Source organism: Pantoea phytobeneficialis, from assembly GCF_009728735.1.
GTDB classification, from domain to species: domain Bacteria; phylum Pseudomonadota; class Gammaproteobacteria; order Enterobacterales; family Enterobacteriaceae; genus Pantoea; species Pantoea phytobeneficialis.
The window spans coordinates 88,701-106,854 of the sequence record NZ_CP024640.1 but is presented as its reverse complement, the minus strand read 5'-3'; the positions used below and the strand labels follow the sequence as shown (position 1 = coordinate 106,854).

Below are 18,154 nucleotides of genomic sequence, written 5' to 3'. Positions count from 1 at the left end.
TTTGTTTTGGTCTTTTTTTTTGCCTTAACGAAAAGGGAAAATGATGAGTCATAACGAGTTAGCTGATGAAATCCTGCGTCTGGTCAACGGAGGCGATAACATCCGTACCCTGACACACTGTGCCACCCGACTGCGGATGGAGTTCAACGATCGTGCTGCGGTCAACAGCGAGCAGATTGAAAAATTACCCGGCGTGATCAGCGTGGTGGAACGCGGTGGACAGTTCCAGATTGTGGTGGGTAACGATGTACAACGGGTATTCCGCGTACTGGAAAAAGCCACCAGCGGCAACAAACCCACGACCACGCCCCAGGCCAAACAAGAGCGTGGCGGTATCGTTTCTCAAATCATCAGCGTGATCTCCACCACCTTCACCCCGGTGATCCCGGCGATTACCGGGGCCGGGATGATTAAAGCGCTGCTGGCGATCTGCAAACTCACCGGCGTGATGAACGAGAGCAGCCCAACGTGGCAGTTGCTGAATATCATCTCCGACGCAGCGTTTTTCTTCCTGCCGGTGCTGCTTGCCTATGGCGCGGCATTGAAATTCGAATGTAACGCGATTCTGGCGATGACCATTGCCGGCGCGCTGCTGCATCCGGATCTGGGTAAAATGCTCGCCAGCGGCAAGCCGGTGGATTTCCTCGGTTTGCCGTTCCAGCTGGCGGATTATGCCGGTTCGGTACTGCCCATCATCCTTACCGTCTGGTTGATGTCGTACATCGAACGTTTTGCTGAACGTGTCTCACCGTCAATCATCAAGTTTTTCGTCAAACCGATGATTATCCTGCTGGTCACCGCACCGCTGGCGCTGGTGGTGGTCGGCCCGCTGGGCATCTGGCTGAATGATGTCGTTGCCTCCGGCGCGGTGATTATTGACCGTCATGCCAGTTGGCTGATCCCGATGCTGATGGGTGGCTTGCAACCGTTCCTGGTGATTACCGGCACCGCCTGGGCGATGACGCCAATCGCCACCGGTCAACTGAGCAAGAACGGTTTTGAAATGATTAACGGCCCCGGCATGCTGGCTTCTAACATCGCGCAAGGCGCAGCGACCCTTTGCGTAGCGCTGAAAACCCGCAACAAAAACCTGCGTCAGCTCGCGTCTTCCGCTGGCTTCACCGCGTTGCTGGGCATTACCGAACCTTCGCTGTATGGCGTGACCCTTAAGTTAAAACGACCGCTGATCGCGGCGATGATTGGTGGCGGCTGTGCCGGTATCTATGCCGGGTTAAGTGGCCTGGTCCGTTATGCGTTCGTCTCCCCCGGACTGGCCGCGCTGCCTGCCTTTATTGGGGCTAACCCGATGAACATCGTTCATGCCTTGATCACCTGTGTGATTGCGATCGTGGTCACCTTCGCCCTCACCTGGATACTGGGTTTTGACGATATCCCTGATGGCGACACTCAGCCCCTCAAAGCCGCACCGGCACCGGTAAACCTGAAGCCCGGCACCATCATCAGCCCGTTGCGCGGCGAGATGGTGCCATTAGCTGAAGTCAAAGATGATGTGTTCTCCCACGGCCTGCTGGGCCAGGGCGTGGCGATCCGTCCCGAGGAAGGTGTGTTGCGCGCTCCGGTGAGCGGCAAAGTGATGACCTTCCTGCCCTCCTGCCATGCCGTAGGCCTGATGAGCCACGATGGTATGGAAGTGTTGGTGCATATCGGTCTGGATACCGTGGCGCTGGGCGGTCAGCATTTCAGTTCGTCCCTACAGGTGGGCGATGAAGTTCAGGCGGGGGATGAGCTGGTGCGTTTCGATCTGGCAGCGATTGCAGCCGCCGGTTATGACCTGATCACGCCGGTGGTGATCATTAACAGCGATGAATATGCCGTCACCACAGCCCCTGCCGCACCGGTCGATTTCGGCCAGCCGATTATGGAACTCAGTCTCAGGGAGCAGGCCGCATGATTTATCAGACACAAGCCGCGTTTCCTGACGGTTTTCTGTGGGGTGCCTCTACCTCGGCTTATCAGGTGGAAGGCAGTTGGGACAGTGACGGCAAAGGCCCGTCGGTGGTGGATATGCTGACCCATCCGGCGGGCAAAGCGGATTTCACCGTCGCCAGCGACCATTATCAACGTATGGAAAGCGATGTGGCGTTGTTCGCCCAGCTTGGCCTGAAAGCCTACCGCTTCTCCATTGCCTGGTCGCGGGTGATCCCCGACGGCGATGGTAACGTTAATCAGGAGGGCCTGAATTTTTATCGTCGCCTGGTGGATACACTGTGCGCGCACGGCATTGAACCGATCGTCACGCTGTACCATTTCGACCTGCCCTGGGCGCTCGAGCAGAAAGGCGGCTGGCTGAATCGTCACACCATCGACGCCTTTGTGCGCTATGCCGATGTGCTGTTCCTTGCGTTAGGCAACAAGGTGCGTTTCTGGCTGACGATTAATGAGCAGAACACCATGATTCTGCATCCCGGCGCCATTGGCACACCGCCGGGGCGCGAGTTACCGGATAAAAAATCACTCTATCAGCAAAGCCATCATATGTTGGTGGCGCAGGCACAGGTGATGCAGCGCTGTCATCAACGACTGCCCGAGGCGAAAATCGGCCCGGCGATCAACACCACCTCAATGTACGCCGCCACCTGTCGCCCGGAGGACGCCATCGCCGCGCACAACTGGGAAACGCTGCGTTGCTGGAGCTTTCTCGATGTCGCGGTACATGGCCGCTATAACGCCCTCGCTCTGCGTTATTTGCAGGATCGTGGCCTTGCGCCACAGATGCTGCCGCAGGATACCGCGCAACTGGCGGCGGCACGCCCGGATTTTGTCGCCATCAATTACTACTCCACCGCCACCATCGCCGCCAGCCGCGGTGATGCCTCCGATGTTGCGCCGCGCGCCGGCGATCAGCAGATTATGTTAGGTGAACCCGGCGTGTACCGGCCAGAGGAGAATCCTTATACCGCCAAAACCCCGTATGGCTGGGTGATTGATCCGGTTGGATTACGTTTAACGCTGCGCAAGGTCTGCGAACGCTATGGCCTGCCGGTGATGATCACCGAAAACGGCATCGGTGCGCCTGACACCCTGGCTGCCGACGGCACAGTCGATGATGGCTACCGCATCGATTTTCTGCGTCAGCATATTGAGCAAATTCAACTGGCGCTGGCCGACGGCGTTGAGGTCATCGGTTATTTCCCGTGGTCAGCGATTGATGTGGTTAGTACCCATCAGGGCTATGCGAAACGCTATGGTTTCATTTATGTTAATCGCCACGAGCAGACGCTGAACGATCTACGGCGCATACCCAAACGCAGTTTTTACTGGTACCAGCAGGTGATCGCCAGTAACGGACACCAATTACAGGACACCCGTTAGCAGATGAAGGTCATTAAAGTCCTGAACAACAGCCTGGTGCTGATCGAGGATGGCGAAGGTAAAGAAGCCATCGTGATGGGTAAAGGCATTGGTTTTAACAGCCATGTTGGTGACCTGATCCCGCGCGAGAAGGTCGAAAAGTTGTTTATGGTGCAGGAAAATCTGCCCGGCGCGGAGTATCTGAACGCCTTCGCCGCCATGCCGGAAGAGATTTTCCAGATGACCGCGCTGGTGATGCAGATGGCGCAGCAGGAACTGAGCCATCCGCTGCGTCCGCAAATCTTTTTTACCCTGACCGACCACCTGATGTTCGCAGTGGAGCGCAGCCGCAAAGGGATCATGCTGCAAAACCGCGTATTGTTTGAGGTACAACGTTTCTGGCCAGCCGAATTTAACCTCGCACAGCAGGTGGTCGCGCGACTCAACAGTCAGTTCCAGCTTGAATTGCCCCCCGAAGAGGCGGGCAACATCGCTTTTCATCTGGTAAATGGTCAGTCGGAGCACAGCGACACCAGCCAGACATTGCTGGCGATGCGCATGCTGAAAGATATCTTCAATATCATTCAGTACCACGCCTGGATCACTATCGACACCTCTTCGCTGAATTACTCACGCTTTTTGATCCATATGCAGTTCTTTATCCAGCGGATGTTCGCCGGGCAGCTCAACCACAGCCAGGGCAATGCATTGCTGCCACAAATCATCCGCCAGCACCCGCGTATGCACCGCTGTGCGCTGGTGATTAATGATTATGTGAAGAAAATGCTGGAGGTTGAGATGACCGATGATGAGCTGCTGTGGCTGATCGTCCATCTGGTGAGGATTGCAGAGGCACCGGCGGATTAATTGAGGAAGGTTGGAGCATTACACAGAAAAGTATTTTGATTCCCCTATGATTCATTAACCGATTTAATGGCTTATATAAAACCCATAAATTCGTTAAGAATTGTTGAGCACCTCCTGGCCAGGCAGGTGCTCAGTCTTAAGCTATATCAACTCACCTGCATCGACTTCAGCATATGGTCCGCCAGGCGTAAGCTCAGCGCTGCGCCAGTCAGTGTCGGGTTCATGCAGGATGCCGAAGGCATCACGCTGGTGCCCGCAATCCACATATTGGGGTGATCGTGGGTACGGCAGTTGCTGTCCACCACCGAATTCTTCGGATCATCGCCCATAATGGTGGTGCCCATGATGTGCTGCCTGTCCTGATACTTGGTATCAATCGACAAAATTTCCGCGTTGAGCAGCTCGGCAAACTTGTGGAAATCCTTAATACCCTCATCCTTACCGGCATGCCAATAATCGGTCACGCTGTAATAAATTTCCGGCAGCGGAATCCCAATCGCATCCTTTTTGGTTTTGCTCGGCGTCACGCGGTTTTCCGGCAGCGGCAGGGTCTCAAAATCGATGGCGAAGTTAAGTGAACGTGCCGACTGACGTCGAATCTCCGCGTCAAGTTTTGAACCCAACACCCCTTTTGCGATCAGCGACGCGGCATAATCGGCGGTCGGCACCGTATTACGCACCTTGATCTTGTAGCTGGGGAAATCCTTGCGGAACGCGCCATCACGATTGTTCAGATAGACCAGCAGTTCGGTTGGGCCCTGACCCGGCCACACATCTTCCGACATCATCACATTCATGCTGATGCCGGTGTGTCCCATCAAATTGCGCCCGACCTGGTCAGAAGAGTTAGCAATGCCGTTGGGGTACTTCTCTGACGTCGACATCAACAGCAGTTTTGGCGATTCAATACCGTAAGCCGCCAACACAAAGTAGTTCGCCGTCAGATGATGTTCGGAGCCATCCGGCTTCTTATACCAGACGCCGGTGATCTTACCGTCATCCGCCGCTTCAATGCGGTACACCACCGCGTTATCCAGCAGCTTTGCGCCGAGACGCTCGGCTTCATCGATATGCATCGAGCCATCGTACTTGGCAGCAATCGGGCACACCGGATTGCAGTTGTTGTTACCGGCGCACATCGGGCGTTTGCCCCACGGTTTGGTCGCACGACCGTTCGGCTCCAGCACCGGGTTGTAGCCCCCTTTACCGAGCAGGTCGCTGAGGCGGTCAAACAGGTAACTGGTCGGCAGACCTGGCATTGGGAACGGGGTGGAGCGTGGCGGCCAGGCTTTTCCGCCCTGTCCACTCTCATCCTGACCATCCACGCCGGAAACGCCCAGCTCATGCTCCGCTTTGCCATACCACGGCTCCAGCTCATCGTAACCAAACGGCCAGTCACGGCCCCGGCCATACAGGCTGTTGAGCTTGAAATCATTCGGGATCATGCGCCAAAGCGCAGAACCGAAGTGCCAGGTAGTGCCGCCGACCACGCGCAGGTATTTCGTCGGATACTTCACCGGCCCCACCTGTTGCAAATAATCACCGTAGGTCGAGGGGATATGCGGCGGGTTCGGATAGGGTGAACCCACGCCCTGTAATTTAATGTTAGTCAGTGACATTTTGAACGGTGAGTTACGGAAGCGCTCGACGATCTCCTGACGTGACACCCGCGGTCCTGCCTCAAGGATGATCACCGATTTACCGGCCTTCGCCATTTGGGTCGCGATCAGGCCACCCATCACTCCTGACCCGATGATGATCACATCAGCATCGACTTTTTGTGCACTCATGCGTGTTCTCCTGTTGTTGCCACCTGACCTTTTTGTGTCACTGCCCAATAGAACGGCCCGCCGCCGTAGGTCGGCACCACGAGGATATCTTTGGTGGGCAGGTACATCATGGCATCGGCATAGGCGATCAACTCCAGATCGCTGCCGCTACCCACTACGCCGGTGTACCAGGCAGAAATGAGGGTTTTGGCGGTTTGCCAGTCGCTGTTGTCCGCGGTGAAGGCCGCCAGGAATTCATCAACATGAGAAAAATTACGCTGTTGCAACAATGTCTTCAGGCTACTGAGCTTCTGACTGAACTGCGCATCATGACGCGTCAGTGCGTCGTAATAGCGTTGCCCCAGCAACGGACCGCACGGACGGCTGACGAGAAATTGCGACACCTGAAGAAACCCCGAATCAGCCAACTGATCTGCCGCCAGCGCTCGCGCCGGAAACAGTGAATTGCACATCGCGCCGAGAGACAGGATGCCCATCCCTTGCAGCAGTCGGCGACGGGAGATGGCGGTAGAGTTGTTATGCGCCATGTTTTTTCCCCCTGCGCGAAAGTGAAACTAACAGCACCAGCAGAAGAATCACCACGATGACTGCACCGCCCCAGACTGCGGGCTGGGCCAGACGCGCAATCAATGGTCGTTCACCACCTTCACGCACGGTTTTCACCTGATCGGCCGTCACGTTCAGCTCGGCGTTGCCAAAGTTTTTCAACACGTAGTTGCTGACATCCGCGATTTGCTGATCGGTCAGACGATCGGTAAACAGCGCATCCGGGCCGAAACCTGGCATATCAATATCTTTGCCGTCGACCTGACGATGAACCCCATAAACGATAGTGGCGATTAAATTGTCAGCCTGAGCGGCACCGGTGGTGGTGTTATGGAACAGCGAGGGATAGATAGTGTTGCCGGAACCATCCGCCTGATGGCAATTGGCGCAGGTGCTGCTGTAGACTTTCCAGCCCGCATCCGGATCTTTCACGGCGCGTTGCAGTGCTTCACTGGTTGCCGGTTGGCCGATATTATCGCGCGCCTGACTGACCGGCTGACTCACCGCCGGAACCTGACGCAGATAAGCCACCATCGCCTGGATATCCTCATCAGACAGATATTGCAGGCTGTGTTCAACCGCTTCGGCCATCGGGCCTGCGGCCTGAGCTTTGCCCGCCACATGACCGGTTTTCAGGTACTGCGCGATCTCTGCATCGCTCCAGTTACCAATACCGGCTTGTTTATCCGGCGTGATATTCGGCGCATACCAGCTACCGAGACTGCCGCCACTTAAGGCCTGATCGTTATTTTGTCCCATCAACGCATTACGTGGCGTATGGCAGGTATCGCAGTGCGCCAGCGCATTCACCAGGTAATCACCGCGATTAATTTCAGCGGATTTATCGGCAGCAGGCGTAAAAGGTTTGGCATCCTCGAATAACATATTCCAGAAGAACATACTTGAACGGATATTAAACGGGAATGGCAAATTTGTTGGTGCCGGTACATTATCGTCAGCTTTCACGCCGTGCATAAAATACGCGTACAAGGCGTGAATATCGCTATCGGTAATTTTCGCATACGAGGTGTAGGGCATCGCCGGATAAAGATGCTGCCCCTGTTTATTAATCCCCTCTCTGACGGCTCTGGCAAAATCCTGTTCGGTATAATCGCCAATTCCCGCTGTTTTCGATGGGGTGATATTGCTGGAAACGATATTTCCGAGTGGCGAAGAGATAATATACCCCCCCGACATTGCTGCACCGTGATCAGGTGCGGTATGGCAGGCCCCACAGTCTGCTGCAATAGCCAGATACTTGCCTTTCGCAATAAGCGATGCAGAGTCTGTCGCATTTTCAGCATGGGCTGAAAATGTCGCAGACATCAGAATGCTCAACGCGAAAGGCAGACAACTCTGTCTCACCTTTCTTGCCTTCATGGTAATTGCTTCCGGTAAATAATTATTAGTGTTATTAAAATAAGAAATGCACATCTGTAGCAATGCCACAGATGCGCAAGGTTAACAGATTGTAAATCTATACAAAATACAAACGGTGCTATAACAGTTCGTAATCATTGAAAACAATATTTTCACCACTGGCCGCCGTGATATCAACTTTGCCAGGTTCGGTCAAAAACGCATCGCCGGGATGAACCCACACTTCTTTTACCCGGTTTACATGGGTAGGGTCGGCTAACAACACCCGCCCTTCTGTGAAGAACACCCGCACTCCCGGCCCATGCTGGGTATATTCGCCGGTGCTTTCACCCGGTTTAAGGGTCACTTTCCAGCCTTTTACGGTTTTCTTATCCAGCACCTGCTGGAAGGCCTCGTTTGACGGGCGGGTGGCGCCGCCAAAATGTTGCGGTCCCGGAATATTGATTTCAAACGCCACCTGATGATTAACGTTATTGCCGGTGTTGGTGACTTTATCGGTATCAGATTTCCCCTGATGTTCCCCGAACTTCACATTGCCGGTTTTCATTTCGGTGTTGTTGGCTGGTTTGTCCGGATATTCGATTTTCACCGGGCTGCCTTCAATATGAGTATTAACGTAATCCAGATGTTGTTCGTGATACAGCGTGGAATGTCCGGGCTGGATTAGCACCCGCATCACTGTGACATACTTATTTTCCAGAATAACGTGATGCAGCGGTTCCAGATCCGTTGCCACCACTTTTTCCGCCGCACTGGCTTGCACACTACCAGCCACAATCGCAGAGGATAATAAGGCGTTCAGCAACGCATGACGAATTTTAGGCATGACAACTCCTTTATTTAACGCATAAATATCATTCAAATTCAGGCTGAATGAATAATGTAACATGATGATGGTGATTGATATTTACTCAACAATGGTGACCCAATTTGCACCTTTCCCGGTTGGCACGCGTTCAATTAATGAAAGCTTGCCGGTATTTTGGTCAATTGAATACAACGCCACCTGGGTTGATTTTTGCCCTGACTCGATCAAATAACGACCCGAATTATCAATAGCAAAACCGCGTGGTTGGGTTTCGGTTTTGGTGCTGTTAATTAACGTCAGTCGCCCATCAACCGGAGAAACACGAAAAGCCGTGATATTGCTGCTGGTGCGTTCGGTGGAATAGAGAAAACGACCGTTCGGGGTGATATGAATGTCCGCCTGCCACAAACGCGGCTTGGCTGACTTCGGTAAATCATCATCACCGGTCAGTGGACGCGCCTCACCACGTTGCATATTGCGGGCAATGGCCGGATCGAGTGATGGCGTCGCTTCATGTTCGGTCATGGTACCGTCCTGATTTAGCGTCAGACGCGAGATATTGCCGGCCATCTCAGTCAGCAAATACATGTTTTGCGCGCCCTGCTCATCGCGTTGCGGCGCGAAGACAAAATGGCGAGGACCGGTAGCCGCTTCACGCTGAATATTCACAAACGACGGGGTATTGGGCGTCACCTTGCCGCTGTGGCTGTCGAAGCGGTATTGCAACAATTGATCAGCACCGAGTAACGGAACAAACAGGAACTGGTTGCTGGGATCGGTTTGAATCGAATGCGCACGCTTACCGGTATGCACCACCTGTACCGGTGCGCTTTCCACTTTGCCGTCGCTGGCGATGCGATTGACGCTGAACAGATCACCACCATAGGAAGAGGAGAGCAGAAAACGGCCGCTCTTATCCAGCGCCAGATACGCCATCGCTTCCGGCAATGGTGTATCCGCAAAGTGACTCAGGGTGCCATCCGCCTGAATATGCCAGGCCGAGACGTGATAAGGCTGGCTGCGTACCGACACGTAAAGCGTTTTTTTATCGCTGGAAACGGCCATTGGCATGCTTTTCAAACCGGTGGGATATTCCCCAAGCGGCTTAAGTTGACGCTGTGCTTTATCCAGCGTATAGGCGGTCACTGTCCCGCTGTCGCCATTCGAAACATACACATACGCCTTTTCCTGTGCCATCACAGTGGAAGCAAATAACATCATTCCTGCGGCCATGATTCTCTTTTTCATTTTTTATCGTCACTTATTGTAGGGTTCAGAGATTGAGTTACCAACGGGTGTTGAAATGCTCGCACAGTTCCAGCACCGCCTGTTCCGGTAAGGCCGTTGGCTTCGTTGTGCAGTTCAGCCATAAACGCGCGGTTTCCTCCAACTCCTCCAATGCGAAGCTGGCCGTTGAGACCGATGTGCCCCATATCACCGGCCCCAGACGTTCCAGCATCACGCCGCGCACCTCGTTAGCCAAACCGGCAACCTGCTCAGCCACCTCGGCGTGGCCTGGACGGCGATAGTCGATCAGCGGGATACGGCCAACTTTCATCACCTGGTACGGCGTCAACGGCGGCAGAATGCTGTCGCGCTGCCAGACCCCCGCCAGCGTCAGTTGCACCAAATGGGTTGAATGGGTATGTACTACGCCGTGCGCATCGGGATTGCGGTCATAAATCTGGCGATGCAGCAGCAACGTTTTCGAGGGCTTATCACCGGAAACCCACTCGCCGTCGCGGTTAACTTTGGCGATACGCGCCGGCTCCAGATGGCCTAAACAGGCATCCGTCGGCGTGATCAACCAGCCATCTTCCAGGCGAGCGCTGATATTGCCTGCGGTGCCGGTGGTGTAGCCGCGGGTAAACAGATCTTCCCCTACCCGGCATATCTCTTCGCGTAACGACTGTTCATTTTGCATAGTTTTTTCTCCTCACTCGCTCGCCGTGGCAACGACAGGCGATTCACTTTGGGTGTTGATGGGAAGGGGTTCCAGTTTGCCAAGCACAAACATAAAGGTCAGCGCGCCCAGTACGCAGATACCGCCGGCCACCAGTAACGGCACAACAAACGAGCCGTGGCTCAGGGTAAGCATCACGCCGGTAAACGAGGCGGTGACAATCCCGGCGAGATTACCGGCGAAGTTCTGAATACCGCCGAGGGTAGCGACATAGTTGCTGGCGGGTGCCACGTCTGCTGGCAACGTCCAGATGTTGGCGGCGGTAAAGGCCAGGCCCGCATAGGTAATGGAGAACAGCGTCAGGATCACGGTGATGCTGTCGGTAAATGCAGCGAATGCGATCACACTGGAAAGCAACATCCCGGTGATCAGGCAGGTTTTGCGCGCCGCCGTCAGACTAAACCCCTTACGGTACAGCGCATCAGATACCACCCCGCCCAGTAAGCTGCCGGGGATCCCCATCAGCGCCGGAATGGCCCCCAAGGTACCCAGCTCTTTCAGCGAGAAGCCATGCGCCATAGTCAGATAGGTCGGGAACCAGGTGACAAAGAAATAGGTGGCGAAGTTCATGCAGAAGAAGCCAATCATCATGCCCCACACATTGCGATGGCGGAACAGCGACCACATCTCGATCTTGCCGTTGTTCTGCGTCGCAGGCACGGCGCGATCTTCCAGCAAATTCTGCCGTTCAGTTTCATCCAGCCCTTTCATCTCTTCCGGCTCGCGATAAAACAGCAACCAGATAGCCACCCAAACCAAACCTAACGCCCCGGTCACCACGAAAGAGGTTTCCCAGTCCCAGGTACTGATTAACCACGCCACCAGTGGCAGCGCGATCGCGCTGCCGGCGCGCGGGCCAGCATCAAAGATGCCACTGGCGGTGGCGCGTTGCTTTTTGGCAAACCAGCTGTACACCACTTTGACACAACCCGGGTTTCCCCCCGCTTCACCGATGCCTAATGCCAGGCGAGCGGCAAAAATCGAGGCAAAGCCTTTGCCAAACGCGGTGAATACGGTAAACAGCGACCACCAACCCACGGCCAGCGCCAGTCCGGCACGCGCCCCCAGGCGGTCAATCAGGCGACCGGCCGGGATCTGCATCAGGGCGTAAGTCCAGAAGAAAGCGCCGAGGATCAGCCCCATGCTGGTGTCGTCGATGCCCAGGTCGGCTTTGATATGCGGAGCAGCGATCGCCAGGTTAATACGATCGATGTAATTGATAGCGATGGCGAAAAAGCAGAACACGATCATCAGCCAGCGAATTCGTGGATATCTGCGCATGGTGAATTCCTTTATGATTTATTTATGGGTTACAGGAGGTTTAGCCGCATCACGCGTGCAGCCGCCGCCGGTGTCGTTAAAAATCGGGGACAGACATCATGAAACTGTTAAAAAAACGTGAGCAGGCATCCCCGACCTGATAACATGATGTAAAAAGTAAGCGATTACAAAATACAGTCAAGCCAAAAGTAAGCGCTTTCAAAATTGATGGTGAGTTGTCTGCGAATTTTGTGGACAAGCTCACTCTTTCAGCAGGAGTGACTTGATGAGTGAAAAACAAAATGGATCCGGCCGCGTATCACTGGAAGATGTTGCCCGCCTTTCTGGCGTGTCAACGGCCACTGTTTCTCGCGTGTTGAACGGCAGCACTACCGTTAAAGCGGCGCGCCGCGCCGCGGTGGAAAAAGCCTGTGAAGAGCTCGGCTATGTGATTAACCGCGCAGCGCGCACCCTCGCCTCGCGACGCAGCATGACCATTGGTGCCGTGGTGCCAACATTAGCGACGGAAACCTTCTCCCGCGCGCTGGCGGCGTTTCAGCAGTTAATCCATGATGCGGGTTATACGTTGTTGCTGGCGAACTCCAATTTCGACCCGGACACCGAGTTGAAAGAGGTGAACAAGCTGATTGAATACGGCATCGACGGTCTGATGCTGGTGGGCAACACCCACCATCCACGCCTGTGGGAGCGCATCAGTCAGCAAGAAATTGCCTGTATCCAGACCTTCTCCCATGACAGCGAGAAGCCCTGCGTCGGCTATGACAGCGAAGGTGCAGCAGAAACCATTGCCAGACATTTGCTGGAACTGGGGCATCAGCGATTTGCGGTGATTGTCGGTACGCCGCCGTCAAACGATCGTGTTTCGGATCGCCTGAAGGGGACACGACGGGCGCTACAACAGCAGGGGCTGACATTGGCGGATAGCCATCTTGTCGATAACGCTTTCACCATGAACGACGCACGCAAAGCGGTGTTCCGCCTGCTGGACGGGCCGGAGCCGCCCACTGCCATCATTTGTGGTAACGATTTGCTGGCATTCGGTGCCATGCGCGCCGCCAGCGAGCGTTATCTGCGCATTCCCGGCGACATCTCCATCGTCGGTTTCAATGACTATGAGTATGCCGAGCACCTGGAACATCCACTGACCACCATGCGCGTAGATCTGGCTTCAATTGGTGAACATGCCGCGCATTATCTGTTGAATACGCTCAATAACCTGCCTGCCCCGCAACACACGCTGATTAAGACTGAATTGATTGTTCGGGGCAGCAGCGGTTCTGTGCCCCGTCAGGAACGCTAATCGCGGCGTTGCATACCAAACTGGTTGAAGATGTCTGTCACCGCAGACGTTTTCAGCCAGGCCAGAAAGGCACTGGCCCGTTCTGGCTGTTGCGCACACGTCAGCACCGCCGCCGACAGCGAGATCGGTTGCTGTGCTTCCGGCGGCAGCGGACCCACCACGTCAATCCCTTCCACCATCAGCAGTTCGCTGATTTGTTGCACCGCGAGATCTGCGTTGCCGTTAACCAGTTGCTCAGCGGTAAACCCGGCCGGGATCACCGTACCGCGCGCACGTAGCGGCTCATCGATATTGAGTTGCTTTAACAACCGCGAGAACCAGACGCCGCTGGCCCCCGCTTCCGACCAGGCCACAGAACGCGCCGCCAGCAGGCTGGCAATCAGTCGGTCAAGGTTGCTGATATCCGGCGCTACGGCACCGGCCAGCACCGCCACACCAATCGGAGAGTCAACCACTTCAATGCGGCTGCTGCCATCGGCAATCCCTTTGTCAATCAGGCGATCGACGGTGTCCACCGTGGCGATCACCACATCCGCTTCCGCCCCCTGGTTCAGCTGTTGCTCGATAACGGTACTGGGATGCCAGCATATTGCCAGCGGCGTATCCGGGTGTGCCGACTGCCAAACATCAATCAGCGTGTTGAACGGTGCGCTCAGGGCGAGCGCGCTATAAATAGGTAACGTCATTATTATCCCTCGCGGGCAAACAGCGGAGCACGGCGCAACAACGCGGCATCCAGTTGGTCGGGTTTGGTGACACCAATCAGCGCCATATCGCGATCAATCTCATCACGCAGGATATGCATGGCATGCTCGATGCCTGCCTGGGCGCCAATCACCGAACCGTACAGAAACGGACGGCCAAGAAACACAAAGTCGGCACCCAATGCCATCGCTTTCATCACATCGGTACCACGACGAATGCCGCTATCGATTATCACCTTCATATTCCCTTTCGCCGCGGCGATTTCAGGCAAGGTATGCAACGGCGGCACGGTGTGATCAAGCTGGCGTCCACCGTGGTTGGAGAGGATGACCGCATCCGCGCCTAAATCACGGGCGATAAAGGCGTCCTCCGGTGACATCAGCCCTTTGATCACCAGGTTGCCTTTCCACTTCTTACGGATGGCCTCAACGTGTTTCCAGCTCAACTTGTCACGCGCGTTGGTGTTACGCACTTTGTTCGACATCATCGGCGGTCCGCGTTCCGCATCGGTGTTTTCAAAATGCGGGGCACCGTGGCGCAGGAAGGTTTGTGCTACGGTGCCGAGCAGCCAGCGCGGACTCAGGGCGCTTTGCCACATCACTTTCGGCGTGATTTTGATTGGCATGCTGAAGCCGCTGCGGGTGTTGTGTTCGCGATTGCCAAGCATCGGCGTATCACCGGTGACCACCAGCGTTTTATACCCGGCGCGTTCAACACGCTCGACCAGACGGTCAATACGCGGTTGATCGCCCGCCAGGTAGGCCTGAAACCAGGCATCGGGATTAGCAGCAATCACCTCCTCCAGTGGAATCAGTGACGATGCGCTGAGTATCATCGGCACGTTCATCGCTCTGGCCGCTTTTGCCAGCATCAGGTCGGCACGGTAGCTGACAAAAGACGCGCCACCCAGCGGGGCGACACCGAAAGGATGGGACCAGTTATGCCCCAGCAGGCTGACGTGCTGATCACGCCCGGACACGTCGCGAAACATGCGCGGCACAAACACATACTGCTGATAAGCCTCATAGGCTGCGGCGATGCCTCTGCCGGTCTCCACTCCGCCTTTTACGTACTGAAAAATCATATTTGGTAAGCGCTTGCGTGCATGACGTTCGAAGTCGTCCAGCGCCAGCAGATCGCGAAAATGGCGCGGTACGGTATTAGCGGGACGAACCTGCACTTCTGGCGTCACGGCGATGTTAATAGCGGTGGTGTCTCCACGAGTTGTCATAGTGCGTTCTCAATTTTATGGAAAGTAAGCGATTTCAAATCAGGGGTTATTACGAGGCTATCCTGTTTATATCCTGACAGACGCGCAGTTTTTTTGTGTGATCGCCGTCACCATATGAACAGAAATGTAAGCCCTTACATTTTCAACCCGGATTAAGTATGGTGTGCTGTAGTCCACTTTGATCGTCGCTGCTGACGGAGATAACCATGAACCAACGCATTGTTTTATTGCACGCTACCCCGGTGGCGATGACCCCGATTCAGGAAGCTTTTAACGACTTATGGCCCGAGGCTGAGGTAGTCAATCTGCTGGATGACGGGCTGACCATTGACCGCGCCAAAGAGGAGCAACTGTCGCGTCGATTGACGGATCGCTTTGTGGCTTTTGGTCGTTACGGCTACAGCATGGATGCCCGGGGTATTCTGGTCACCTGCTCCGCATTCGGTCCGGCGATTGATGAACTGGCAGCCGCCGTGCCGGTGCCGGTGTTAAAACCCAACGAAGCGATGTTCGAAGCCGCATTGCAGCAGGGCCAAACCATCGGCATGTTAGCGACCTTCGGCCCGTCACTGGTGACCATGTGCGCCGAATTCGATCAGTATGCGGCGCAAATCGGATCTGGTGCCCGGCTGGAAACCGTCCTGGTGCCGGACGCCATCGATCGGTTACGTAAAGGGGATGTCGACACCCACAACCGGCTGGTCGCCGAATATGCGCCACAACTCAGTCATTGTGATGTGATCATGCTGGCGCACTTTTCCACCTCTCGCGCCGCAGATGCGGTGCGTGCGCGTGTCGATATCCCGGTGCTGACGGCCCCGCATGCGGCGGTGCAGAAAATGAAGGCAGCCACAGGAGCATCATCATGTTGATTGGCGTTATCGCAGATGATTTTACCGGAGCCAGTGATATCGCGGTGACACTGTCACAAGGCTTACCCGGCGAAGGTGGCTTGCGTACCACGCAATATCTCGGCGTGCCACAACAACCTGCGCATGCGGAAGTCGAAGCCGGTGTGATTGCCCTGAAATCCCGCTCGCTGCCTGCGTCAGAAGCGGTCGCGCAGTCGTTGGCGGCCTGCGAATGGCTGCTGGCGCAGGGGTGTAGCCAGATTGTGTTTAAATATTGCTCGACCTTTGATTCCACCGATGAGGGGAATATCGGGCCAGTGCTCGATGCGCTAACAGCACGTTTGCAGGCAAAGCGCGTGATTGTCTGCCCGGCGTTCCCGGCGATGGGTCGCACCCTGTATCAGGGTAATCTGTTTGTTCACGATCGACCGCTAAATGAATCCGGTATGGAGCACCATCCCTTAACGCCAATGAAGGATGCCGATATTCGCCGCCTGTTGGCACGCCAGTCCCATACCCCTGTCAGCCATATTCGCTGGCAACAGGTGGTGGAAGGCAGCGAGGGGCTGCGTGAGCGACTGGAAACCCAGGATAATGACTCCGCACAGTTGGTGGTGGTGGATGCCCTGAGCGATCATGACCTGACAATTATTGGTATCGCTGCGGCGGGGCTTAAATTGATCAGCGGCGGCTCCGGCATTGCCCGGGCATTGCCACATAACTTTATCAAGGCCGGGCAGGCACTGGGCCATCGGAGTAACAACCCGGCCGTCAGCGGCGCGACCGCCATTCTGGTCGGCAGTTGTTCCGGTGCCACACGCGGGCAGATCGAGGAGCATCAAAAACACCACGCGGTGCTGGCGCTGGATATCACCGATGTGATGAATGAACGCGTCAGTGCCGATGATGTGGTGAAATTTATCCTGGCACACCAGCAGGAATGTCCGCTGGTGTACTCTTCCGGCGATCCCGACAGCGTGCAGCAGGCACAGCAACAGTTTGGTCAGCATAATATCTCCCGCCAGCTCGATAAACTGTTTGGCGATGCGGCGCGCAAACTGGTGTACGAAGCGGGTATTAAACGTCTGGTGGTCGGCGGCGGAGAAACCTCCGGCGCGGTGGTGAGCGCGCTAAATCTGGGATCGTTGCAGGTTGGCGAGGAGATTGACCCCGGCGTTCCGGCGCTGTTCGCACAACCGGAAGCACCGCTGGCGCTGGCCCTGAAATCAGGAAATTTTGGCCGGAGAGATTTCTTCGCTCATGCGTTAAAGGTACTGGCAGGGTAATTCCATCTCCCTGGCCGCTAACAGCGCGACTTATCGCGCTGTTCTTATGATTTGTCCCCGAATCCCCCACATCTATTGCTCCCAAGAAACAGCCCCCTCACTTACCATTCAATGTCTATTGAAATAATAATCTTTAGCTTATATAGTTTTAACTATAAGCCACAGCTTATAGGGAATTGGTATGTGGACTATACTTTTTAGCCAACGTTTTGATGACTGGCTTCATGATCAGGAAAATGGATTACAGGAAAAGATCCTCGCAGACTTGGTCAATCTGCAAACATATGGACCTTCACTCTCACGTCCATATGCAGACACAGTAAATGGCTCCATGCATAAGAATATGAAGGAACTGAGGGTTCAATATTCAGGACGTCCCGTACGTGCATTCTTTGCGTTTGACCCGGTAAGAAGAGCCATTTTGCTGTGTGCAGGTGATAAAAGTAATGACAAAAAATTTTATGAACGAATGGTCCGTATCGCGGATGATGAATTTTCGGTCCATCTGGCAAGAATGGAGGATAACCAATGAGAACGTTAGATGAAGTGTTGGCCGCCCGCTCTCCGGATAGCCAGGCGCGAATCAAAGAAATGGCTGATGAGTTGATCCTGGAGACGGGACTCCAGATGATACGTGACGAGTTACAGCTCTCTCAAAAAAGTGTTGCTGAAGCGATGGGAATAAGCCAGCCAGCGGTAACGCAGTTGGAACAACGTGGCAATGATCTCAAAATCGCCACCTTAAAACGCTATATCGAAGCCATGGGCGGAAAACTCAGCCTGGATGTGGAATTACCCACCGGCAAACGGGTTGCCTTCCATATTTAACAACCC

General features: G+C 54.9%; 17 protein-coding genes. 8 read left to right on the top strand and 9 right to left on the bottom strand.

Annotated elements, in window-relative coordinates:
• The first annotated feature begins 43 nt into the window (after positions 1 to 43).
• From CTZ24_RS25895 to CTZ24_RS25885, 3 genes are read left to right on the top strand one after another with little or no spacing between them, the layout of a single operon-like run.
• Positions 44 to 1,912 (top strand): beta-glucoside-specific PTS transporter subunit IIABC, encoded by a 1,869-nt coding sequence (locus CTZ24_RS25895; RefSeq protein ID WP_208727353.1) that lies wholly within the window; start codon positions 44 to 46, stop codon positions 1,910 to 1,912.
• Positions 1,909 to 3,333: a glycoside hydrolase family 1 protein gene (locus CTZ24_RS25890; RefSeq protein ID WP_208727333.1), complete on the top strand. Its 1,425-nt coding sequence runs from the start codon at positions 1,909 to 1,911 to the stop codon at positions 3,331 to 3,333. The genes CTZ24_RS25895 and CTZ24_RS25890 overlap by 4 nt, the downstream gene beginning before the upstream one ends.
• A 3-nt stretch (positions 3,334 to 3,336) precedes the next feature.
• Positions 3,337 to 4,179, top strand: coding sequence for a PRD domain-containing protein (locus CTZ24_RS25885; RefSeq protein ID WP_208727332.1), 843 nt, complete (start codon positions 3,337 to 3,339; stop codon positions 4,177 to 4,179).
• Between the two features lie 146 nt (positions 4,180 to 4,325).
• Here CTZ24_RS25885 and CTZ24_RS25880 read toward each other — a convergent pair whose 3' ends face one another.
• The 7 genes from CTZ24_RS25880 to CTZ24_RS25850 form a co-directional block, all read right to left on the bottom strand.
• The gene (locus CTZ24_RS25880) at positions 4,326 to 5,969 is read right to left on the bottom strand and encodes a GMC family oxidoreductase (RefSeq protein WP_021185553.1); all 1,644 of its coding nucleotides are present in this window, start codon (positions 5,967 to 5,969) and stop codon (positions 4,326 to 4,328) included.
• Positions 5,966 to 6,496: a sugar dehydrogenase complex small subunit gene (locus CTZ24_RS25875; RefSeq protein ID WP_208727331.1), complete on the bottom strand. Its 531-nt coding sequence runs from the start codon at positions 6,494 to 6,496 to the stop codon at positions 5,966 to 5,968. The genes CTZ24_RS25880 and CTZ24_RS25875 overlap by 4 nt, the downstream gene beginning before the upstream one ends.
• Complete coding sequence (locus tag CTZ24_RS25870; protein WP_208727330.1) at positions 6,486 to 7,895, bottom strand: c-type cytochrome; 1,410 nt, start codon at positions 7,893 to 7,895, stop codon at positions 6,486 to 6,488. Before CTZ24_RS25870 ends, CTZ24_RS25875 begins: the two co-directional genes overlap by 11 nt.
• Positions 7,896 to 8,013: 118 nt before the next feature.
• Positions 8,014 to 8,721, bottom strand: a complete 708-nt coding sequence (locus tag CTZ24_RS25865; protein ID WP_021185556.1) for a hypothetical protein — start codon at positions 8,719 to 8,721, stop codon at positions 8,014 to 8,016.
• 81 nt (positions 8,722 to 8,802) lie between these two features.
• Positions 8,803 to 9,951 carry a lactonase family protein gene (locus CTZ24_RS25860; protein WP_208727329.1) on the bottom strand — a complete coding sequence of 383 codons (1,149 nt, stop codon included), beginning with the start codon at positions 9,949 to 9,951 and terminating at the stop codon, positions 8,803 to 8,805.
• 37 nt (positions 9,952 to 9,988) lie between these two features.
• Entirely contained in the window at positions 9,989 to 10,627 is a 639-nt protein-coding gene (otnC, locus tag CTZ24_RS25855; protein ID WP_021185558.1) for a 3-oxo-tetronate 4-phosphate decarboxylase, read from the bottom strand.
• A gap of 12 nt (positions 10,628 to 10,639) precedes the next feature.
• The gene (locus tag CTZ24_RS25850) at positions 10,640 to 11,947 is read right to left on the bottom strand and encodes an MFS transporter (RefSeq protein WP_021185559.1); all 1,308 of its coding nucleotides are present in this window, start codon (positions 11,945 to 11,947) and stop codon (positions 10,640 to 10,642) included.
• 265 nt (positions 11,948 to 12,212) lie between these two features.
• Here CTZ24_RS25850 and CTZ24_RS25845 point away from each other — a divergent pair, with 265 nt between their 5' ends.
• Positions 12,213 to 13,247, top strand: coding sequence for a LacI family DNA-binding transcriptional regulator (locus tag CTZ24_RS25845; RefSeq protein WP_021185561.1), 1,035 nt, complete (start codon positions 12,213 to 12,215; stop codon positions 13,245 to 13,247).
• Here CTZ24_RS25845 and CTZ24_RS25840 read toward each other — a convergent pair.
• Complete coding sequence (locus CTZ24_RS25840) at positions 13,244 to 13,933, bottom strand: molybdate ABC transporter substrate-binding protein (RefSeq protein WP_208727328.1); 690 nt, start codon at positions 13,931 to 13,933, stop codon at positions 13,244 to 13,246. The two genes, CTZ24_RS25845 and CTZ24_RS25840, sit on opposite strands and share 4 nt — an antisense overlap.
• Positions 13,934 to 13,935: 2 nt before the next feature.
• The gene (locus CTZ24_RS25835; RefSeq protein WP_208727327.1) at positions 13,936 to 15,183 is read right to left on the bottom strand and encodes an alpha-hydroxy acid oxidase; all 1,248 of its coding nucleotides are present in this window, start codon (positions 15,181 to 15,183) and stop codon (positions 13,936 to 13,938) included.
• A 206-nt stretch (positions 15,184 to 15,389) separates the two neighbouring features.
• On the opposite strand from CTZ24_RS25835, the gene CTZ24_RS25830 reads away from it, so the two are divergent.
• The 4 genes from CTZ24_RS25830 to CTZ24_RS25815 all read left to right on the top strand — a co-directional run bounded on the left by CTZ24_RS25830 (position 15,390) and on the right by CTZ24_RS25815 (position 18,148).
• Positions 15,390 to 16,055: an aspartate/glutamate racemase family protein gene (locus CTZ24_RS25830; RefSeq protein WP_021185564.1), complete on the top strand. Its 666-nt coding sequence runs from the start codon at positions 15,390 to 15,392 to the stop codon at positions 16,053 to 16,055.
• Positions 16,049 to 17,320: a 3-oxo-tetronate kinase gene (gene otnK / locus CTZ24_RS25825; protein ID WP_208727326.1), complete on the top strand. Its 1,272-nt coding sequence runs from the start codon at positions 16,049 to 16,051 to the stop codon at positions 17,318 to 17,320. The genes CTZ24_RS25830 and otnK overlap by 7 nt, the downstream gene beginning before the upstream one ends.
• 181 nt (positions 17,321 to 17,501) lie before the next feature.
• The gene (locus CTZ24_RS25820; protein ID WP_208727325.1) at positions 17,502 to 17,852 is read left to right on the top strand and encodes a type II toxin-antitoxin system RelE/ParE family toxin; all 351 of its coding nucleotides are present in this window, start codon (positions 17,502 to 17,504) and stop codon (positions 17,850 to 17,852) included.
• A complete protein-coding gene (locus CTZ24_RS25815) occupies positions 17,849 to 18,148 on the top strand; it encodes a helix-turn-helix domain-containing protein (protein WP_208727324.1) in 300 nt (99 codons plus the stop codon). The genes CTZ24_RS25820 and CTZ24_RS25815 overlap by 4 nt, the downstream gene beginning before the upstream one ends.
• The last annotated feature ends 6 nt before the right edge of the window (positions 18,149 to 18,154 follow it).

Excerpts from the sequence above, each read along its gene's own strand:
- CTZ24_RS25895 (WP_208727353.1), top strand. The coding sequence starts at position 44 with ATGAGTCATAACGAGTTAGCTGATGAAATCCTGCGTCTGGTCAACGGA.
- CTZ24_RS25890 (WP_208727333.1), top strand. The coding sequence starts at position 1,909 with ATGATTTATCAGACACAAGCCGCGTTTCCTGACGGTTTTCTGTGGGGT.
- CTZ24_RS25885 (WP_208727332.1), top strand. The coding sequence starts at position 3,337 with ATGAAGGTCATTAAAGTCCTGAACAACAGCCTGGTGCTGATCGAGGAT.
- CTZ24_RS25880 (WP_021185553.1), bottom strand. The coding sequence starts at position 5,969 with ATGAGTGCACAAAAAGTCGATGCTGATGTGATCATCATCGGGTCAGGA.
- CTZ24_RS25875 (WP_208727331.1), bottom strand. The coding sequence starts at position 6,496 with ATGGCGCATAACAACTCTACCGCCATCTCCCGTCGCCGACTGCTGCAA.
- CTZ24_RS25870 (WP_208727330.1), bottom strand. The coding sequence starts at position 7,895 with ATGAAGGCAAGAAAGGTGAGACAGAGTTGTCTGCCTTTCGCGTTGAGC.
- CTZ24_RS25865 (WP_021185556.1), bottom strand. The coding sequence starts at position 8,721 with ATGCCTAAAATTCGTCATGCGTTGCTGAACGCCTTATTATCCTCTGCG.
- CTZ24_RS25860 (WP_208727329.1), bottom strand. The coding sequence starts at position 9,951 with ATGAAAAAGAGAATCATGGCCGCAGGAATGATGTTATTTGCTTCCACT.
- otnC (WP_021185558.1), bottom strand. The coding sequence starts at position 10,627 with ATGCAAAATGAACAGTCGTTACGCGAAGAGATATGCCGGGTAGGGGAA.
- CTZ24_RS25850 (WP_021185559.1), bottom strand. The coding sequence starts at position 11,947 with ATGCGCAGATATCCACGAATTCGCTGGCTGATGATCGTGTTCTGCTTT.
- CTZ24_RS25845 (WP_021185561.1), top strand. The coding sequence starts at position 12,213 with ATGAGTGAAAAACAAAATGGATCCGGCCGCGTATCACTGGAAGATGTT.
- CTZ24_RS25840 (WP_208727328.1), bottom strand. The coding sequence starts at position 13,933 with ATGACGTTACCTATTTATAGCGCGCTCGCCCTGAGCGCACCGTTCAAC.
- CTZ24_RS25835 (WP_208727327.1), bottom strand. The coding sequence starts at position 15,183 with ATGACAACTCGTGGAGACACCACCGCTATTAACATCGCCGTGACGCCA.
- CTZ24_RS25830 (WP_021185564.1), top strand. The coding sequence starts at position 15,390 with ATGAACCAACGCATTGTTTTATTGCACGCTACCCCGGTGGCGATGACC.
- otnK (WP_208727326.1), top strand. The coding sequence starts at position 16,049 with ATGTTGATTGGCGTTATCGCAGATGATTTTACCGGAGCCAGTGATATC.
- CTZ24_RS25820 (WP_208727325.1), top strand. The coding sequence starts at position 17,502 with ATGTGGACTATACTTTTTAGCCAACGTTTTGATGACTGGCTTCATGAT.
- CTZ24_RS25815 (WP_208727324.1), top strand. The coding sequence starts at position 17,849 with ATGAGAACGTTAGATGAAGTGTTGGCCGCCCGCTCTCCGGATAGCCAG.